The organism is Mesorhizobium sp. B2-4-6 (assembly GCF_006442775.1).
Taxonomy (GTDB): Bacteria; Pseudomonadota; Alphaproteobacteria; order Rhizobiales; family Rhizobiaceae; genus Mesorhizobium.
Window position 1 is genome coordinate 45,869 of record NZ_VFVI01000009.1, and the last position, 15,961, is coordinate 61,829.

General features: G+C 63.2%; 17 protein-coding genes. 14 read left to right on the plus strand and 3 right to left on the minus strand.

The annotated features are described in order from the left end of the window. Positions 1 to 448: 448 nt before the first annotated feature. The 3 genes from FJ957_RS21540 to FJ957_RS21550 form a co-directional block, all read right to left on the minus strand. Entirely contained in the window at positions 449 to 2,005 is a 1,557-nt protein-coding gene (locus FJ957_RS21540) for a VOC family protein (protein ID WP_140834862.1), read from the minus strand. A gap of 290 nt (positions 2,006 to 2,295) precedes the next feature. Continuing rightward, positions 2,296 to 2,907, minus strand: a complete 612-nt coding sequence (locus FJ957_RS21545; protein ID WP_140834863.1) for an alpha/beta hydrolase — start codon at positions 2,905 to 2,907, stop codon at positions 2,296 to 2,298. A gap of 55 nt (positions 2,908 to 2,962) precedes the next feature. Next, positions 2,963 to 3,895 (minus strand): ring-cleaving dioxygenase, encoded by a 933-nt coding sequence (locus FJ957_RS21550; RefSeq protein WP_140779786.1) that lies wholly within the window; start codon positions 3,893 to 3,895, stop codon positions 2,963 to 2,965. A 114-nt stretch (positions 3,896 to 4,009) separates the two neighbouring features. Between FJ957_RS21550 and FJ957_RS21555 the strand changes: the two genes are divergently transcribed. The 14 genes from FJ957_RS21555 to FJ957_RS21620 all read left to right on the plus strand — a co-directional run bounded on the left by FJ957_RS21555 (position 4,010) and on the right by FJ957_RS21620 (position 15,935). Beyond that, positions 4,010 to 4,909: a LysR family transcriptional regulator gene (locus FJ957_RS21555; RefSeq protein WP_140834864.1), complete on the plus strand. Its 900-nt coding sequence runs from the start codon at positions 4,010 to 4,012 to the stop codon at positions 4,907 to 4,909. An 18-nt stretch (positions 4,910 to 4,927) separates the two neighbouring features. After that, entirely contained in the window at positions 4,928 to 6,028 is a 1,101-nt protein-coding gene (locus FJ957_RS21560; protein ID WP_140834865.1) for a maleylacetate reductase, read from the plus strand. Positions 6,029 to 6,139: 111 nt separating this feature from the next. Further along, positions 6,140 to 6,559 carry an Rrf2 family transcriptional regulator gene (locus FJ957_RS21565; RefSeq protein WP_140834866.1) on the plus strand — a complete coding sequence of 140 codons (420 nt, stop codon included), beginning with the start codon at positions 6,140 to 6,142 and terminating at the stop codon, positions 6,557 to 6,559. A 240-nt stretch (positions 6,560 to 6,799) separates the two neighbouring features. Then, positions 6,800 to 7,567, plus strand: a complete 768-nt coding sequence (locus tag FJ957_RS21570; RefSeq protein ID WP_140834867.1) for a nuclear transport factor 2 family protein — start codon at positions 6,800 to 6,802, stop codon at positions 7,565 to 7,567. Between the two features lie 411 nt (positions 7,568 to 7,978). After that, complete coding sequence (locus FJ957_RS21575) at positions 7,979 to 8,821, plus strand: dioxygenase (RefSeq protein WP_140835027.1); 843 nt, start codon at positions 7,979 to 7,981, stop codon at positions 8,819 to 8,821. A 29-nt stretch (positions 8,822 to 8,850) separates the two neighbouring features. Then, entirely contained in the window at positions 8,851 to 9,669 is an 819-nt protein-coding gene (locus FJ957_RS21580) for an SDR family oxidoreductase (protein ID WP_140834868.1), read from the plus strand. A gap of 16 nt (positions 9,670 to 9,685) precedes the next feature. Then, positions 9,686 to 10,600 carry a 3-keto-5-aminohexanoate cleavage protein gene (locus tag FJ957_RS21585; protein WP_140834869.1) on the plus strand — a complete coding sequence of 305 codons (915 nt, stop codon included), beginning with the start codon at positions 9,686 to 9,688 and terminating at the stop codon, positions 10,598 to 10,600. A gap of 18 nt (positions 10,601 to 10,618) precedes the next feature. Continuing rightward, the gene (locus tag FJ957_RS21590) at positions 10,619 to 11,644 is read left to right on the plus strand and encodes a zinc-binding alcohol dehydrogenase family protein (protein WP_140834870.1); all 1,026 of its coding nucleotides are present in this window, start codon (positions 10,619 to 10,621) and stop codon (positions 11,642 to 11,644) included. A 4-nt stretch (positions 11,645 to 11,648) separates the two neighbouring features. Then, positions 11,649 to 12,002, plus strand: a complete 354-nt coding sequence (locus FJ957_RS21595; RefSeq protein WP_140834871.1) for a cupin domain-containing protein — start codon at positions 11,649 to 11,651, stop codon at positions 12,000 to 12,002. 114 nt (positions 12,003 to 12,116) lie between these two features. Then, a complete protein-coding gene (locus FJ957_RS21600; RefSeq protein ID WP_140834872.1) occupies positions 12,117 to 13,487 on the plus strand; it encodes a dicarboxylate/amino acid:cation symporter in 1,371 nt (456 codons plus the stop codon). 85 nt (positions 13,488 to 13,572) lie between these two features. Next, positions 13,573 to 14,148 carry a gamma carbonic anhydrase family protein gene (locus FJ957_RS21605; RefSeq protein ID WP_140834873.1) on the plus strand — a complete coding sequence of 192 codons (576 nt, stop codon included), beginning with the start codon at positions 13,573 to 13,575 and terminating at the stop codon, positions 14,146 to 14,148. Next, entirely contained in the window at positions 14,145 to 14,852 is a 708-nt protein-coding gene (locus tag FJ957_RS21610; protein ID WP_140834874.1) for a CoA transferase subunit A, read from the plus strand. Before FJ957_RS21605 ends, FJ957_RS21610 begins: the two co-directional genes overlap by 4 nt. Positions 14,853 to 14,864: 12 nt before the next feature. Next, positions 14,865 to 15,515: a 3-oxoacid CoA-transferase subunit B gene (locus FJ957_RS21615; RefSeq protein ID WP_140834875.1), complete on the plus strand. Its 651-nt coding sequence runs from the start codon at positions 14,865 to 14,867 to the stop codon at positions 15,513 to 15,515. 147 nt (positions 15,516 to 15,662) lie between these two features. Next, complete coding sequence (locus tag FJ957_RS21620; protein WP_140834876.1) at positions 15,663 to 15,935, plus strand: XapX domain-containing protein; 273 nt, start codon at positions 15,663 to 15,665, stop codon at positions 15,933 to 15,935. Positions 15,936 to 15,961: the final 26 nt, after the last annotated feature.

Sequence of the window (15,961 nt, forward strand, 5' to 3'; positions counted from 1 at the left end):
CACGATACAAGATTCTATCAGCCAGCCACGGCCAAACCGCAGCACTGTTTTCCAAGCGCCCCGATGCCACCGAGGCGGCACGTTGGTGATTCCAAGATCTGTCCGATTTGCGTGTGTGCGGCCCTCTGATGAAGTCTGTCGTTACTCTCGCCAGTTCAGGCGACAACCCCCCGGGCGGAATATTGCCTTCAGTCGCCATTCTTCGCATATCAGCACGGAGCCAAAAGGCACAACATTCCTCACTACGAGCGCGCCACACATCCGGGATGGTTCAATCATGGAGGAAACCAAAGCCGCGGCAGCGCCAGTTCCCCTCATCGTTTCTGGCGCACCCGTGTGATCGGCGCTCCTCTTCGTGAAGGTGATTTCGGCTTCTCCGTCGATCCCCTCTATGCGGGCAACATAGCGCCCATGCCGCTCGCCGGTGTGTTCCTTGCTGATTTCGATGTCAGCCAGAATCTTCTCCGTTGTTCCCGCCAAACCATTCCTGTGCGATCAACGTATCCTCCGGGACAAGCTCATGCCCTGCATCGATAGTGTGCACCTCCAGCATCGCGCCGGATGCTGCGAGCCAATTCGCCAGCCGGGAGCCGTCACCCAACGGATCGTGCGAGCCGGACACTATCAGAACGTCAATGTTGCCCCGGTCGGCCGTGGGCAAGGTCTCCAGCACCGGCATTGATCGCAACAGGATCGCCCGACGGATGACACCCGGTTGCAGGCCAATAACCGCAGCCGCGAAATTCGCGCCATTGGAAAATCCGAGAAAGGTTATGCGCCCGGATTCGAGCCCATAACCTGTGACGGCGCCTTCCACGAAGGCCGCGAAGGCTTCGGCCTCGGCTTGGATGTCGGCTTGGTCGAAGGTGGTGGCCGTCATCCGGCGGAACCAACGCGCGCTTCCCTCTTCGTGGCTGCGTCCGCGCACGCCGAGCAATGTCGCGCGCGGCGCCACCCGATGCGCTAGGGGCATCAGATCCGCTTCCGTCCCGCCGCTGCCATGCAGCAGGATGATCGTGCTGCCGTCCGGATTCTCGGGTGTGTGAAAGCGATGCACGAATGGCAGGTCGCGCCGTGGCAAACGCGCCTCTCCGGGCAGGGCGAACTGCGGCAACATGATCCGAAGATCATCGGCGCGGTCCTTCTCTACCGGAGGCAGCATCAAGGTCGTCCCCAGTTGCTCCGCCGTTTCGTCGACGGTGAAGCCCGGCCCGTCCGTTGCCACTTCCAGCAAAGTGCCCGCGGGATCGCGCACATAGAGCGACGTGAAATAGCGCCGGTCGTGGACATTGGTCGGCGACGAATTGAGCCGCGACAGTTGCTCCCGCAATGCATCAATGGCCGCGGTGTCCGAGGCACGGAATGCAACATGGTCGGCCGTACCGGTGCCGGGAATGCCAGGGACATAGCCAGAGCCGTCGCGGATGTCAACGGCATCGGTATCGGACAGAAGACGCATGATATTGCCCCCGCTGGGACCACGCCGATAGCCGAACCTCTCGATGAAAGCGGCGGTCTTTTCCGGAACTTCCGACAGGATCGTCACGGCCCGCAGCCGCCGCAGGGCGATCTCGGCTTTGCCCCATGGCTGCGTCGCAGAAAGATCGGAAGCGACCAGTTTCACGATGATGCCATCCGGGTCCTTCAGTCTCAGGACAGCCTCGCCGAATTCGTGCGTCGGCCCGTCAACCGCGACGCCATATTTCAAGGCGCGCGTCATCCATTCGCCAAGGCTGGCCGGAGGAACCGCGAAGGCTATTTCAAGAACCTGGCCATTGCCCACGCGCCCCGGCGCGCCGTCTTCCCAGACAAGGAAGGTGACGAGTGAACCTGGAGATCCAAGCCTATCACCATAGAAAAGATGGAGCTGTTCGGCATCCTCATAACCGCCTGTGCGCTTGACCACCCGCAAGCCAAGGAAACCGGCGTAGAAATCGACATTCGCCTGCACATTGCGGGTGATCAGGGTGACGTGATGGATGCCGCTTGGCTGATGGCTGCTCATTTCGGCATCCTGTCTGTCGGGTTTATCTGCATGAAGGCGACCTCGTCGGCGCATCGAGGGAATGGCATTGCTTAAGATCAGTGACCTGAAGCGTCGATATCCGGGAAGGGAAAATTTGGCGTCGTCTCCGGGCGGCAGGCGGGATCCAGACCTGTCTTGCCGCATCGAGCCTCTCACCTGCCCCGCCTCAAATCTCTGGCCCGCAATCGAAGTGGATACTCGCGTTCTCGATTATCGGTCAAACTTGGGGTGGCAGCGACCGGTGGGGTATTGAGGAAACCGGTCGCGCCTTATGGGCCGCGGGTCAGGAAGGTGGCGACGGCATCGATCTCCTGCTGCCTGACCTCATGCCCGCCATCGTGCAATTTTAAATCGACCTTTGCGCCCTGGCCTTCGAGATAGCCGGCCAACGCCTCGGTCAAGGGCAGCGGGCAGATCGGATCGCGCCTGCCGGCGGTGATCAGAACCTCAAGCGATCGAAGACCCAGATTGGGTCGCGGCGACCAGGGGATCAACGGGTGCATCAGCACCACCCGGTCGAAAAGCTCTGGTGCATCGAAGATCACCGAAGCGAGAATGTTCGCGCCGTTGGAGTAGCCGAGTCCGAAGACCTTTGCGCTTTCATGCGCTTCCCGGTGGGCACGGATGAAATCCGTCATCTTCCTGGTACGGGTCGCAAGGTCCGCCATGTCGTAGACACCTTCCGCCTTGCGGCGGAAAAAGCGGTTTGCCCCATGCTCGGACACGTCGCCTTGCGGCGAGACGATGCCGGCTCCGGGCAGAATCTGCCCTATCAGACCGGTGAACTGATGTTCGTCGCCGCCGGTTCCGTGGAATGCGAAAACAAGCGGAGCCCCGACATCGGGCTGCTTGGCGAAATGGGGGTAAGCGTCGCGAGACATGATGTCCTCCTGTTTCAAAGGCCGCCGGCCGCAGCCGGCGGCGGGATTTCCGATGTCAGTCGACGATGGGCGGGAGGATCTCTTCGATCCGGTCGCGCAGGTTGGCGTGCTGAAGCGGCAACTTCAGCGCCTCGCCGAGATGCGCGGTGTCCTCGTCGCGATTGAATCCGGGTTCGTGGGTCGCCACCTCGAACAGGACACCTCCGGGCGTGCGGAAATAGATGGCCCAGAAGTAGTCGCGGTCGATAACCGGGGTGACGTGATAGCCCGTGTCCATCAGTGCCTTGCGCACCTCGGCCTGGGCCGCCCTGTCCTCGACCGCGAAGGCGACGTGATGCACCGAGCCGGCACCCTGGCGCGCCGCCGGCGCGCCGGGCAACACCTCGATATCCACGAAATCGGCGCCATTGCCGCCCTTGATGGCGTAACGGGTCAGCGCCCCCCGCCGATCGGCTTCCTCGTAGCCCATGTATTTCAGGAGTTCGCCTGTCGCGCCGCCGTCACGCAGCCGCATGGTCACCCCGTGAAATCCGTGGACACCCTCGTCGGTCGGCACCGTTCCGCCAGCGAAGGGCTGACGCTTGTCGCCATCGACTTCAGTCAGGGCAAATCCGTCGCCATCCGGGCCGAGGAAGCGCAGGCGCTTCTCACCGAAAGCCTCGTCCTCTTGCAGTCCGAGCACGCCCTTGCCGGCAAAACGCTCTTTCCAGTAGCCAAGCGTTTCCTTCGGCACCGAAAACACGGTCTCGGAGACCTCACCGGCGCCGCGATTGCCTTTGGCGATATGCGGGAAGGGGAAATAGGTCATGACCGTGCCGGCGGAACCGACCTCGTCGCCATAATAGAGGTGATAGACGTCCGGCGCGTCGAAATTGACGGTCTTCTTGACCCGGCGCAGGCCCAGCGTCTTGGTGAAAAAGTCATTGTTTTCCTGAGCATCGGCAGCCATCGAAGTGACGTGATGCAGTCCTTTGATCTGGGTAAGCATGGTGGTGTCCTCGCTCTTGGTTGTCTTCGTCGAGCAACAGATAGCCTCCCTCTTTCGCTCTCGGAATAGGCATAATCTTGCATTGATTGTTGCTTTTATCGTAATAATCTCCGAATGGGTGAGCTTGAATCTCTGCGCGTATTCATGGCGGTCGCCGAACAAGGCAGTTTCGCCGGCGCGGCGCGCCAACTCGGCATGACACCAGCCTCGGTGACACGCACCATCGCCGGGCTTGAACAGCAACTCGGCGTGCAGTTGCTGGTGCGCACAACGCGGCAGGTGTCCCTGACATCCGCCGGAGCCGTCTACGCGGCGCGCGTGGCGCCTCTTTCCCAAGGTCTCGTCCGTGCGGCGGAGGAAACCCGCGAGGCTCAGGGGATAACGTCCGGTGGCATCCGCATCAGCGCCCCGCTTTCACTGGGGCTGAAAGTGTTACCCCCCGTACTCTCGCAATTCGTGACTCTGTATCCGCAGACCCACGTCTCCCTGGCCCTTTCCGACGGGTTCGTCGATATCGTCGAAGAGGACTACGATCTCGCGATCCGGATTTCCGGGCCGCCCGTCGACAAGTCGACCATCTGGCGCAAGATAAGGGAGGTGCCGCGGGTGCTGGTTGCGGCGCCAAACTATCTGATCTCCCGTGGTACCCCGCAGTCGCCCGACGATCTGGCGGAGCATGATTGCCTCAGCTACCGGTCGGATGCGCGCGACGAGCATTGGGAACTCTCGAAAGGCGCCGGTCGCCGAACCCACAAGGCGACGGGCGCCTTCAGCTCCAACAGTGGCGATCTGCTCGCCCGCCTTGCCCTCAACGGCGAAGGGATCGTGCTCTTGCCCCGGTTCATAGTCGACGATGATCTCGCCGCCGGAAGGCTGGTGGAAATTCTTGCGGACTGGACCACTCCGCAGATCTGGCTCACGCTCTACTATCCGCCTTACGAAAAGCTACCGCTCCGGGTCGCCACCTTCTCCGATTTTTTCGAAGCTTACATCCAGGAAATCCGCTCGTTCTGAGCCGGAGAACGCAGGCCGATGTCATCGTTTCTACCTGAATTTGCATTCTCTCAAGCAGCGGTCCGGGTCCGGTTTGCCCCAGGGGTTCGCCGTGACACCGGCGCTGAGGTCGAGCGCCTCGGCTGCAATCGCGCGATCATAATTTCGACTCCTGGCCAGGTCGCGATGGCGCATGCTCTGCGGACGGATATGGGCGAACTCGCGGCAGGCATATTGCCGCTTGCGCAAATGCACACGCCCGTGCCGGTGACCGAGGAGGCCATGCTGCAAGTCGCACAAATGGACGGGGATTGCCTCGTAGCGATCGGCGGCGGATCAACCATTGGGCTTACCAAGGCGCTTTCACTGAGAACCGGACTGCCGCAAATCGTGCTGCCGACGACCTATGCCGGCAGCGAAGCCACTCCGGTGCTCGGTCAGACCGAAGACGGGGCCAAGACGACGTTGACGGATGCCCGGGTGCAGCCCCAGGTCATTCTCTACGATGCCGAACTTATCCGTTCGCTGCCGGGTTCGACGGCCGTAGCTAGCGCGCTCAACGCGATGGCGCATGCGGTCGAGGGGCTCTATGCGCGCGATCGCAATCCGATATCGACGCTTCTCGCGACAGAGGGTCTTCGAGCGTTCCGGAGGGCATTGCCGCAGGTCTGCCGCAATCCTCGCAATCTCACGGCGCGTGGCGAGACCCTTTATGGAGCATGGTTGTGCGGCACTGTGCTCGGGCAGGTCGGCATGGCCTTGCACCACAAGCTATGCCATGTGCTGGGTGGCTCCTTCGGTCTGCCTCATGCCGAGACCCACGCTGTAATGCTGCGCTATACGATCGCTTTCAACGCGACCGCCGCAGGTATCCTCCTGGATCCGATGCGCGAAATCTTTGAGGACAGCGACGTCGGTCATGCACTTGCAAACTTCGCGGACGGCGTCGGAGCGCCACGGGCCTTGCGTGACCTCGGAATGCGCGAAGCGGATCTCGCCGGCGCCGCCGATCGTGCAATGTCGGCCGCCTATTGGAATCCGCGGCCGCTGATACGCGACGAAATTCTCGGTCTGCTGAGATCGGCGTGGGCCGGGGAGAAGGTAGCCAAGGCGGCAAGGGCTGAAAGACAGTCCCAATGACAAATGGGTGCGGCCGCCGGTCGTGACGGATCTGCAGAGACGGCGATGTATCCGGCCGCTTGAACCTGCGGCAATATGTGCCTAATTTAAGCACATATTGGGTCCCTCACCGTGAACAGCCGTTTCGCCGTCGCCACGCACATCGTTGCCTTCCTGCTGTATCAGCAGGGCCAGCCGGCTTCGTCCGAATTGATCGCGTCGAGCGTCAACACCAATGCCACCTTCATCCGCCGCTTGTTGTCGTTGCTCGCGCGGGCCGGCCTCACAAAGTCGATGATGGGCAGCGGCGGCGGTGCGCTGCTTGCCCGGCCCGGTGATCAGATATCCCTGCTCGACGTCTATCGCGCCGTGGACGAAGGGGGAACGCTGTTAGCGCTGCATGAGCATCCGAATCCGGCCTGCCCGGTGGGCCGCAGCATCAACGAGGTGCTGTCGGACGAGGTGAACAAAGCCCAACTGGCGCTCGAGCGCCAGCTTTCGGCGACCACCATCGCCGACCTTGCGGCCAGGATAGCGGTCCGCAGCGCCTGATCGCGCCGCCGTCGCGTCCCTGAACCGTCCAGTCCGGCTGTAACCGCATCACCAGAAAAGCGCCCGCAGCGCTTGACACAAATATGTATCTGATTTAGGTACATATTCACTGTACCTAAATCGGATACATAAATGCGCCCAATAACTCGATCTCTCACCGCCGCATTCGCAGCCTCATTCGTCTCGTTGGCATCGGTCACGGTGCTCGCATCTTCCGCAACCGCACATTAGGAGGGTAAATTGACTGAACAGGAACAGCAGGTCGTCGACCTGCTCAAGTCGATCGAGACCGGAGCCACTGGCCCGGTGTCCGTTATCAATCCCAAAAAGTACATCCAGCACAACCTTGCCGCGGCCGACGGCCTGGCTGGTTTCGGTCAACTGATGGCCTTGCTTCCCAAAGGCTCCGCCAAGGTCAATACCGTCCGCGTCTTCCGGGATGGCGATTATGTCTTCACCCACACCGACTATGATTTCTTCGGACCGAAGATCGGCTTCGACATCTTCCGCTTCGAGAACGGCAAGATCGTCGAACACTGGGACAATCTGCAGGAAACGGCCGGGCCCAACCCGAGCGGCAACACCATGACCAACGGTCCGACCGCGCCGAAAGACCAGGAGAAGACCGCCGACAACAAGGCGCTGGTCCGCGCCTTTGTACAGGACATCCTCGTCGGTGGGCAATTCGACAAGCTTGGCGGCTACATTGAGGGCGAGAATTATACGCAGCACAACCCGGCCATCGGCAACGGCCTGTCGGGCCTGAGCGCCGCGCTGGAAGCCATGGCCAAGCAGGGCATCACCATGAAGTACGACATGGTCCACAAAGTACTCGGCGATGGCAATTTCGTGCTCACTGTCAGCGAAGGTTCCTTCGCCGGCAAAGCTTCGTCCTTCTACGATCTCTTCCGCGTCGAGAACGGCAGGATCGTCGAGCACTGGGATACAATCGAAACCATCCCACTACAGAGTGACTGGAAGAACACGAACGGCAAGTTCGCTTTCTAAAGCAAATCCAGGAAGGGCGCCTGCGGTTTTCGTCCGCGAGTGCGAGAAGGCAAATACTCGGAGCAGGCCGGCGTTACGGTCGAAGGCTGGCCCGCTCTCGTACTCTGGCCGTAACGTTCGGCTGTCGGTTCGCGACATGTCGTCCAGGCGGCAGCGCACCGCCGCCCATCTCCGCGATCCGATAGTAGTGAGCGACGGAGAAACCAGCTTCAACATAAAACGCGATTCGCCCCTAGCTTGACAGCGTGCAATCGATCGCATAGGTAGATGCAATCGATTGCATAGACAATTCGAGCTAACGCGTCGGAGGAGACGATGAGCGCAGGAACAGCAGCCAGGGAAGACACGATTGGACGTCGCTCCCACATCATCGGGGATCAGGGCGCGGTGACGGACATCGTCCTTGACGCTATGTCGCGGGCGCCGAACGCCCGGCTGCGCGAGGTCGCCGCAGCCTTCGTGCGGCACATGCACGCCTTTGCCCGCGAGGTGAAGCTCACCGAAGAGGAGTTCGAACTCGGCGTCGATTTCCTCAACCGCATAGGCCAGTCCACTCACGACGCGCACAATGAAGGCGTCCTGTTCTCGGATGCCATCGGCTTCTCGACATTGGTCTGTCTCCTGAACAACGGTCAGAACGGCGCCACCGAGACCGCCTCGGCCCTGCTTGGTCCGTTCTGGCGCATGCATTCCCCGGCGACCGAGAACGGCGGCTCGATCGTGCGGTCCGAAACGCCCGGACCGGCCCTATTTGCCAATTGCCGCATCGCCGACCCAGACGGTAACCCGCTGGCTGACGTCGAGGTCGACATATGGCAGGCTTCGCCGGTCGGGCTCTACGAGAACCAGGACCCTGGCCAGGCCGACATGAACCTGCGCGGGAAGTTCCGGACCGACGCGGAGGGGCGCATCTGGTTCCGCTCGGTCAAGCCCGCTGGTTATCCGGTGCCGACCGATGGCCCGGTCGGCGATCTCCTGCGTGCCCAGCTGCGCCATCCCTATCGGCCGGCGCATTTGCATTTCCTCTGCTACAAGCCCGGCTACAAGACGCTGATCACCCAGGTCTTCGTCGATGACGACCAGCATCTCGAGAGCGACGTGGTCTTCGGTGTCACGCGCCACCTCATCGGTGATTTCCAGCAAGGTGTCGGTGCCGCTCCGGCCCCCGGGGTCGACGGCCCGTGGTTCCGATTGACCTATGATTTCGTGATGGAGGCCGGCGAAGCAAAGCTGCCGACCCCTCCTATCCGCTAGTCGCCCTTCGAACACGCGAGAGAGCAATCATGTCGAATTCAGTCCAGTTGGGGGCCGCCGCCTCCTCGTCGGTCTCGGAGCGTCCGCGACCATCCTATCCCCGCTCCCTTGCCGGCAAGGTGGCGCTCGTCGTCGGCGGCGCCGGCGCTATTGGCGCGGCCACCAGCCGCATGCTGGCCGCCGCCGGGGCAACGGTGGTTGTCACGCATCTCGATAACGAGCGCGATGCGGCCGCTGCCCAGGCGCTGATCGCCGAACTGGGCGGCGATCATGCCGCCTATGCCGCCAACGTCGTCGATACTCCTTCACTGGTCGCGCTGCGTGCGCAGCTCCACGACCGTTACGGAAGACTCGACATCCTGGTCAACGCCGCCGGCTTCACCAAGCCGGTGCCGCATGCCGACCTGGACGCGCTTACAGACGATCTGATCGATCGCATGCTCCAGGTCAACTGGCGTGGTCAGTTCGCGGCGATCCGCACCTTCGCGCCGATGTTGAAGGCCTCCGGCGACGGGCTCGTCGTGTCGATCTCGTCTATTGCCGCCTTCACAGGCGTTGGTTCCTCGATCGCTTACTGTGCCGCCAAGGCCGGCATCGATGTGATGACCAAGGCGCTGGCGCGGGTGCTGGCGCCCGAGGTGCGGGTGCTGGCGGTGTCGCCTGGCGTCGTCGACACCGAGTTCGTGCCCGGCCGCGGCAACGATTTCAACGACAGGGTCAGTGCCTCGACGCCGCTCAAGCGGATCGGCGAGGCCGAGGACATCGCCGCCGCCATCACCGCATGCGCCACCATGCTTGGCTATTCGACCGGACACATCGTTCAGGTCGATGGCGGCCGTGCGCTCTAGGACGGAGGCCTCAGTGATGCGTTCGCCGCTGCCAAAAGTCATCATCACCTGTGCGATCACCGGCAATCTGACCAAGCCGGAACAGACGCCGCATTTGCCGATCACGCCGCAACAAATCGCGGCCTCGGCGCTCGCCGCCGCCGAGGCCGGCGCGGCGGTCGTGCATATCCACGTGCGCGATCCGCGGACCGGGCGCCCGTCGATGGAACTCGAGCTCTATCGCGAGGTGCTGGATCTGATCCGCGGTTCGAACCCGGAGCTGATCATCAATCTGACCACCGGTCCGGGCGGCCGCTTCGTGCCGTCGCAGGAAGATCCCAGGGTCGCCGGCCCGGGCACGACGCTGTTGGCGCCCGAGCGCCGCGTCGAGCACATCGCCGCGCTCAAGCCCGACATCTGCACGCTCGATCTGAACACCATGAATTCCGGCGGCGAGGTGGTGATCAACACGCCGGGCAACGTACGCCGCATGGCCAAGGTGATCGCCGAGGCCGGCGTCAGGCCGGAGATCGAGCTGTTCGATTCGGGCGACATCGCGCTGCTGGCCGATCTTCTTGCCGACGGCACGCTGCAGGGGCCTCCGCTTACTTCGTTGGTCATGGGCGTGCGCTACGGCTTCCAGCCGTCGCCCGAGACGGTCCTCTACGCCCGCAACCTTCTGCCGCCGGATGCCGCCTTCACCGCAATCGGCATCGGCCGCTCCGCCTTCCACATGGTGGCGCAGTCCTACCTTGCCGGCGGTCACGTGCGGGTCGGCCTGGAAGACGCCATCTATCTCGGCCGCGGCGTGCTGGCGCCGTCGAACGCCGCAATGATCGAGAAGGCACGCCGTATCGTCGAAGACCTTGGCGGCCAGATCGCCGATCCGCACGAGGCGCGAGCCATTCTCGGCCTGCCCGCCCGGCCGGCCAACACCAAGCGCGTCGCCTGATACCGAACGGAGTCGACCATGTCACTCACCACCGAACATTCACGCCACCTCCCGGTCTCGGCGAGAGGACTGCGCCTGCACGAGAAAGCGCCGGACTATGCGGCGATAAGGCTCGCTGTCGAGGAACACCCGCTGCGCGCCGTCGCGGGCCACGAGGTCGTGGTCGAGATCCATGCCGCCGCCGTGAACCCTTCGGATGCCAAGGCCGCCACGGGGCTGATGCCCTATGCGGTGTTTCCGCGAACACCAGGGCGCGACTATGCCGGCAAGGTGGTGGTCGGCCCGGAAGCCCTCGTCGGCAAGCTGGTGTTCGGCTCATCGGGCGATCTCGGCATCCGCCAGGACGGTTCGCACGCCAGCCACCTGATCGTCGAGGCGGACGCCGTCGTCGAGGTCCCGCAGGGCATCGACGCCCGCCAGGCCGCCGGCATCGGCGTGCCGTTCGTCACCGCCTGGGAAGGGCTGCGGCGTGCAGGCCTGCCTGCCGCAGGCGAGACCGTGATGATCCTCGGACTCAACGGAAAGGTAGGGCAGGCAGCGGCACAGATCGCCAGTTGGCGCGGCGCGCGTGTGATCGGCGTCGTACGGCGCGAAGAACCCTATGCCGGCCACGCCAATGGGCCGGTGGAGGTGATCGCCGCGAACACGACGGATGTGTCGGCGAAGGTCCGCGAACTTACCGGCGGCAAGGGGGCCGACATCGTCTTCAACACCGTCGGCGACCCGTTTTACGAGATCGGCCAGAAGTCGATGGCGGTCGGCGGTCGGGCGATCTTCATTTCCGTCATCGACCGCTTTGTCAGCTTCGACATCCTCGCTTTCTACAAGGGCCGCCACACCTATGTCGGCATCGACACCATCGCGCTCGGCTCGGTCGAGACCGGCGCCATCCTCAAGGCGCTGACCCCAGGTTTCGCCGATGGCTCACTGCGGCCGTTTCCAATCGTCGACGATGCCGTCTACCGGTTCGATGACGCCTACGCCGCCTACCAGGCTGTGATGGGCTCGTCGCGGCACCGCGTCGTCCTGGTGCCGGGAGGCTGATGCCATGCATGTCGTCCGTTTCGCCGAAGCTCCCGCTTACGATGCACCCGGCCATCGCGACATGCATATGGCGCGGCTGCAAGGACGCGAGGCCGGGCCAGCCGACACGGTCTGGCTCGGCGCGTCAACCCTTGCGTCAGGTGGCGGCACGACGCTCGACGCTTCGGACGTCGAGAAGATCTACGTCGTACTCGACGGCGAAGTGACGGTATCGAATGGGCGCGAGGAAGTGCGCCTGCGGCGCTGGGACTCCTGCCGCATCGGGCCGGACGAGGCCCGCCGGCTGCACAACCATACCCCGGAACCCGCCACCATCTTGCTGGTGATGCCATTGCAGGCGACCGGACCGCCGCGCTGACGGCGACTGCGACGCCCTCCCGTCGGGCTCAGCGACCTAGCATGCCAACCATCAACCCCCGCGACGGGTGTTGCCCGTCGTCGCGATGTCATTCGTCCCAAAGGGAGGAACCCAATGGCTCATGTGCATTCCCAACGTCCGCGTAAACCCTGGTACCAGATCCTTTATCTGCAGGTGCTGATCGGCATCGCCGCGGCAATCGTGCTCGGCCACTTCTGGCCGCAAGCCGGTATCGACATGAAGCCGCTGGGCGACGCCTTCATCAAGCTCATCAAGATGGTGATCGCACTGGTCATCTTCTGCACCGTCGTGTCCGGCATCACCGGGATGAACGATCTGAAGAAGGTCGGCAGGGTTGGCGGCAAGGCGCTCATCTATTTCGAGGTCGTGTCCACGGTTGCTCTGATCATCGGTTTGATCGTCGGCAATCTGGTCAAGCCCGGCGCCGGCTTCAACGCCGACCCGGCGACGCTCGATGCAGGCGCGGTCGCGGCCTATGCCGGCAAGGCCGCCGAACAGTCGGTCAGCGACTTCCTGATAAACATCATTCCGACCACGATTGTCGATGCTTTCGCCAAAGGCGATATCCTCCCGGTCGTTCTGATATCGGTCCTGTTCGGCTATGTGCTGTCACATCTCGGCGACCGCGCCAAGCCGGTCAGGGACGTGATCGATGCCGGCTCGCACCTGGTGTTCGGCGCCATCAACGTCATCATGCGGCTGGCGCCGATCGGCGCCTTTGGGGCAATGGCCTTTACCGTCGGCAAATACGGCGTTTCCGCGCTTGGCCCGCTCGTATTCCTGATCGGCACGTTTTATCTCACCAGCATCATATTCGTGTTCGGCGTGCTCGGCCTCATCGGTTGGTGGGCAGGCTTCAGCATCTTCAAGTTCCTGCTCTACATCAAGGAAGAGATCCTGCTCGTGCTCGGCACGTCGTCGTCGGACTCGGCCTTGCCCAGCCTGATGGAAAAGCTGGAGCGCGCGGGCGTCTCCAAGCCTGTCGTCGGCCTGGTCGTGCCGACCGGCTATGTCTTCAACACGGACGGCACCTCGATCTACATGACGTTGGCGGCACTGTTCGTGGCGCAGGCCACCAACACCGACCTGTCGCTGCATCAGCAATTCGCCATCTTCGCCGTCGCCATGCTCACGTCAAAGGGTGCGTCCGGCGTCACCGGCGCCTCCTTCATCGCCCTGGTCGGAACTCTTTCGGTGGTTCCCGCCATTCCTGTTGCCGGCATGGCGCTCATCCTCGGCATCGACCGTTTCATGAGTGAAGCTCGGGCGCTGGTGAACATGGTCGGCAACGGGGTCGCGACGGTTGTCATGGCACGCTGGGAAGGCGAACTCGACTACGCGCGGCTCGACGCCGCGCTGTCGGGCCGGCCGCTCGCCGATCCCTACACGCTTGACGTCGAAGCTGGCCGTGAGGCTGTCGTCGGCGCGACCGATGGTGGACCGCTTGCCACCGCGCCGCGTTGATCTCCGCTTGCCCGGGGTCGCGCGGCCCCGGGAATCCCGGTCCGTCTTTTTGGCTTTGCGCATTGCTCCAGGCGAGAGGCGTCTCATGTCCCGTTACACACTTGACGGCCACCGGCCTGTCCAGCCCCCGGATGGCGACTGCTGGATCGCACCCGGTGCGCATGTCGTCGGCAAGGTCAGACTCGCCGAAGGGACCAGCATATGGTTCGGCGCGGTGTTGCGCGGCGACAATGAAGTCATCGCGGTCGGCGCTCGCAGCAACATCCAGGACGGCGCCATCCTCCACACCGACCCCGGTTTTCCACTGACGATCGGGCCGGATTGCACGGTCGGACACCGCACGATCCTGCATGGCTGCGCGATCGGCGCCGGTTCATTGATCGGCATGGGTGCCATCGTGATGAACGGCGCGGTCATCGGCGAAGGCTCGCTGGTTGGTGCCGGCGCGCTGGTGACGGAAGGCAAGCAATTCCCGCCTCGCTCGCTGATCCTCGGCGCTCCGGCTCGCCTGGCCAAGGTGCTGTCGGCGGAAGAGGCCGATCGGCTGAAGGCGCCGGCGCAACGCTACGTCGCCAACGGACGGCGCTATCGTGATGGGCTCCGCGCCCTTGCCGACGCAGCCGCGAGCGCGGCCAGTCAGCATGATGGAGTCGATCCATGAACAAGGTATTTTCCAGCGCGGCGGAAGCGCTCGCGGGCCACATGCGTGATGGCATGACGATCATGTCGGGAGGTTTCGGGCTCAGCGGCATACCGGAAGCGCTGATCTTGGCGATCCGGGAAGCGGGCGTGCGTGACTTGACGATCATCTCCAACAACGCCGGCATCGACGGCGTCGGGCTGGGAGTCCTCTTGGAGACGCGTCAAGTGCGAAAGATGGTGTCGTCCTATGTCGGTGAAAACAAGACCTTCGCCGAGCAATATCTCGCCGGCGAACTCGAGCTCGAATTCACGCCACAGGGCACGCTGGCCGAGCGCATCCGCGCCGGTGGTGCCGGCATTCCGGCCTTCTTCACTCGCACCGGCGTTGGCACTCTGGTCGCCGAGGGCAAGGAAGCGCGGGTGTTTGATGGCAACACCTATGTGATGGAGAGGGCGCTCTCCGCCGATCTCGCGCTCGTACACGCCTTCCGCGGCGACACCGAAGGCAATCTCGTCTACCGGTTCACCGCACGCAACTTCAATCCGATGATGGCCACGGCGGCGGCGTTCGTGGTGGCCGAGGTGGAACATCTCGTCGACGCCGGTGAGATCGATCCGGACGGCATCCATACGCCGGGCATCTTCATCGACCGCATCGTCCATGTCGCCAACCCGGTGAAACGCATCGAACAACGCACGATCCGGCCGCGTGTGGCCGCTTGAAGGAGGTTTTCCATGCCCTGGACCCGCGACCAGATGGCGGCGCGCGCCGCCAGGGAATTGCAGGACGGCTTTTATGTCAATCTCGGCATCGGCATTCCGACGCTGGTGGCCAATCACATTCCGACCGGAATGAGCGTCCAACTGCAATCCGAAAACGGCATGCTCGGCATGGGCCCCTATCCGCTTGAAGGCGACGAGGACGCCGACCTGATCAACGCCGGCAAGCAGACCGTCACATTGCTGCCGACAACCAGCTTCTTCTCTTCGGCCGACAGCTTTGCCATGATCCGCCGCGGCCATATCGACCTGTCCATCCTCGGCGCCATGCAGGTGGCGGCCAATGGCGACCTCGCCAACTGGATGATCCCCGGCAAGATGGTCAAAGGCATGGGCGGCGCGATGGACCTGGTGGCCGGCGTCAAGCGCGTTGTGGTGGTGATGGAGCACACCGCCAGGGACAAGGAAGGGCGGCCTCAACCGAAGCTCGTGCGGCAATGCGCGCTCCCACTGACGGGCGCCGCAGTGGTCGATCTCGTGATCACCGATCTCGGTGTGTTCGAGCCAGCAGCCGAGCAGAGCGGCTTCCGTCTGCTGGAGCTCGCCGACGGCGTGACCGGGGACGAGGTGCGGGCGAAAACAGACGCTGCGATCGTGGTCTCCTGAGGCTTGTCCGCAACGCCCTCGCGAAATCAGACAAAGAACCGTCCAATTCGACAAGACGCAGGCACCCACGTTTCGCACCCTGTCGTGACATGGCGCCCTTCCATCGGGATAGGTGGTCGGCTTCCTCTTCAGGCACTGGGTACGCGGATGAAAGTCTATTTGTTTTCCCTCGGCGCAGGCCTGCTTGTCGGCGTCATTTACAGCATCATCAACGTTCGCTCGCCAGCGCCCCCGGTCGTGGCGCTCGTGGGTCTCCTCGGCATTTTGATCGGTGAGCAGTTGCCGCCGCTGGTGAGGAGTCTGTGGGCCAAGGAGCCGGCGCTGCAATCCTGGGAAGATCAGGTCCGGCCACATGTCTTCGGTCACCTGCCGCGCGGCAAGCCGGCCCGGGACCAGACGGAAGAAAAGGAGAGCGCATAGTGCCGACGCGTCGCGCCGTGCTGGGC

Bases quoted from the DNA above. Each gene is read 5' to 3' on its own strand.
- FJ957_RS21540 (WP_140834862.1), bottom strand. From the start codon at position 2,005: ATGAGCAGCCATCAGCCAAGCGGCATCCATCACGTCACCCTGATCACC.
- FJ957_RS21545 (WP_140834863.1), bottom strand. From the start codon at position 2,907: ATGTCTCGCGACGCTTACCCCCATTTCGCCAAGCAGCCCGATGTCGGG.
- FJ957_RS21550 (WP_140779786.1), bottom strand. From the start codon at position 3,895: ATGCTTACCCAGATCAAAGGACTGCATCACGTCACTTCGATGGCTGCC.
- FJ957_RS21555 (WP_140834864.1), top strand. From the start codon at position 4,010: ATGGGTGAGCTTGAATCTCTGCGCGTATTCATGGCGGTCGCCGAACAA.
- FJ957_RS21560 (WP_140834865.1), top strand. From the start codon at position 4,928: ATGTCATCGTTTCTACCTGAATTTGCATTCTCTCAAGCAGCGGTCCGG.
- FJ957_RS21575 (WP_140835027.1), top strand. From the start codon at position 7,979: ATGTCGCGGGCGCCGAACGCCCGGCTGCGCGAGGTCGCCGCAGCCTTC.
- FJ957_RS21580 (WP_140834868.1), top strand. From the start codon at position 8,851: ATGTCGAATTCAGTCCAGTTGGGGGCCGCCGCCTCCTCGTCGGTCTCG.
- FJ957_RS21585 (WP_140834869.1), top strand. From the start codon at position 9,686: ATGCGTTCGCCGCTGCCAAAAGTCATCATCACCTGTGCGATCACCGGC.
- FJ957_RS21590 (WP_140834870.1), top strand. From the start codon at position 10,619: ATGTCACTCACCACCGAACATTCACGCCACCTCCCGGTCTCGGCGAGA.
- FJ957_RS21595 (WP_140834871.1), top strand. From the start codon at position 11,649: ATGCATGTCGTCCGTTTCGCCGAAGCTCCCGCTTACGATGCACCCGGC.
- FJ957_RS21600 (WP_140834872.1), top strand. From the start codon at position 12,117: ATGGCTCATGTGCATTCCCAACGTCCGCGTAAACCCTGGTACCAGATC.
- FJ957_RS21605 (WP_140834873.1), top strand. From the start codon at position 13,573: ATGTCCCGTTACACACTTGACGGCCACCGGCCTGTCCAGCCCCCGGAT.
- FJ957_RS21610 (WP_140834874.1), top strand. From the start codon at position 14,145: ATGAACAAGGTATTTTCCAGCGCGGCGGAAGCGCTCGCGGGCCACATG.
- FJ957_RS21615 (WP_140834875.1), top strand. From the start codon at position 14,865: ATGCCCTGGACCCGCGACCAGATGGCGGCGCGCGCCGCCAGGGAATTG.
- FJ957_RS21620 (WP_140834876.1), top strand. From the start codon at position 15,663: ATGAAAGTCTATTTGTTTTCCCTCGGCGCAGGCCTGCTTGTCGGCGTC.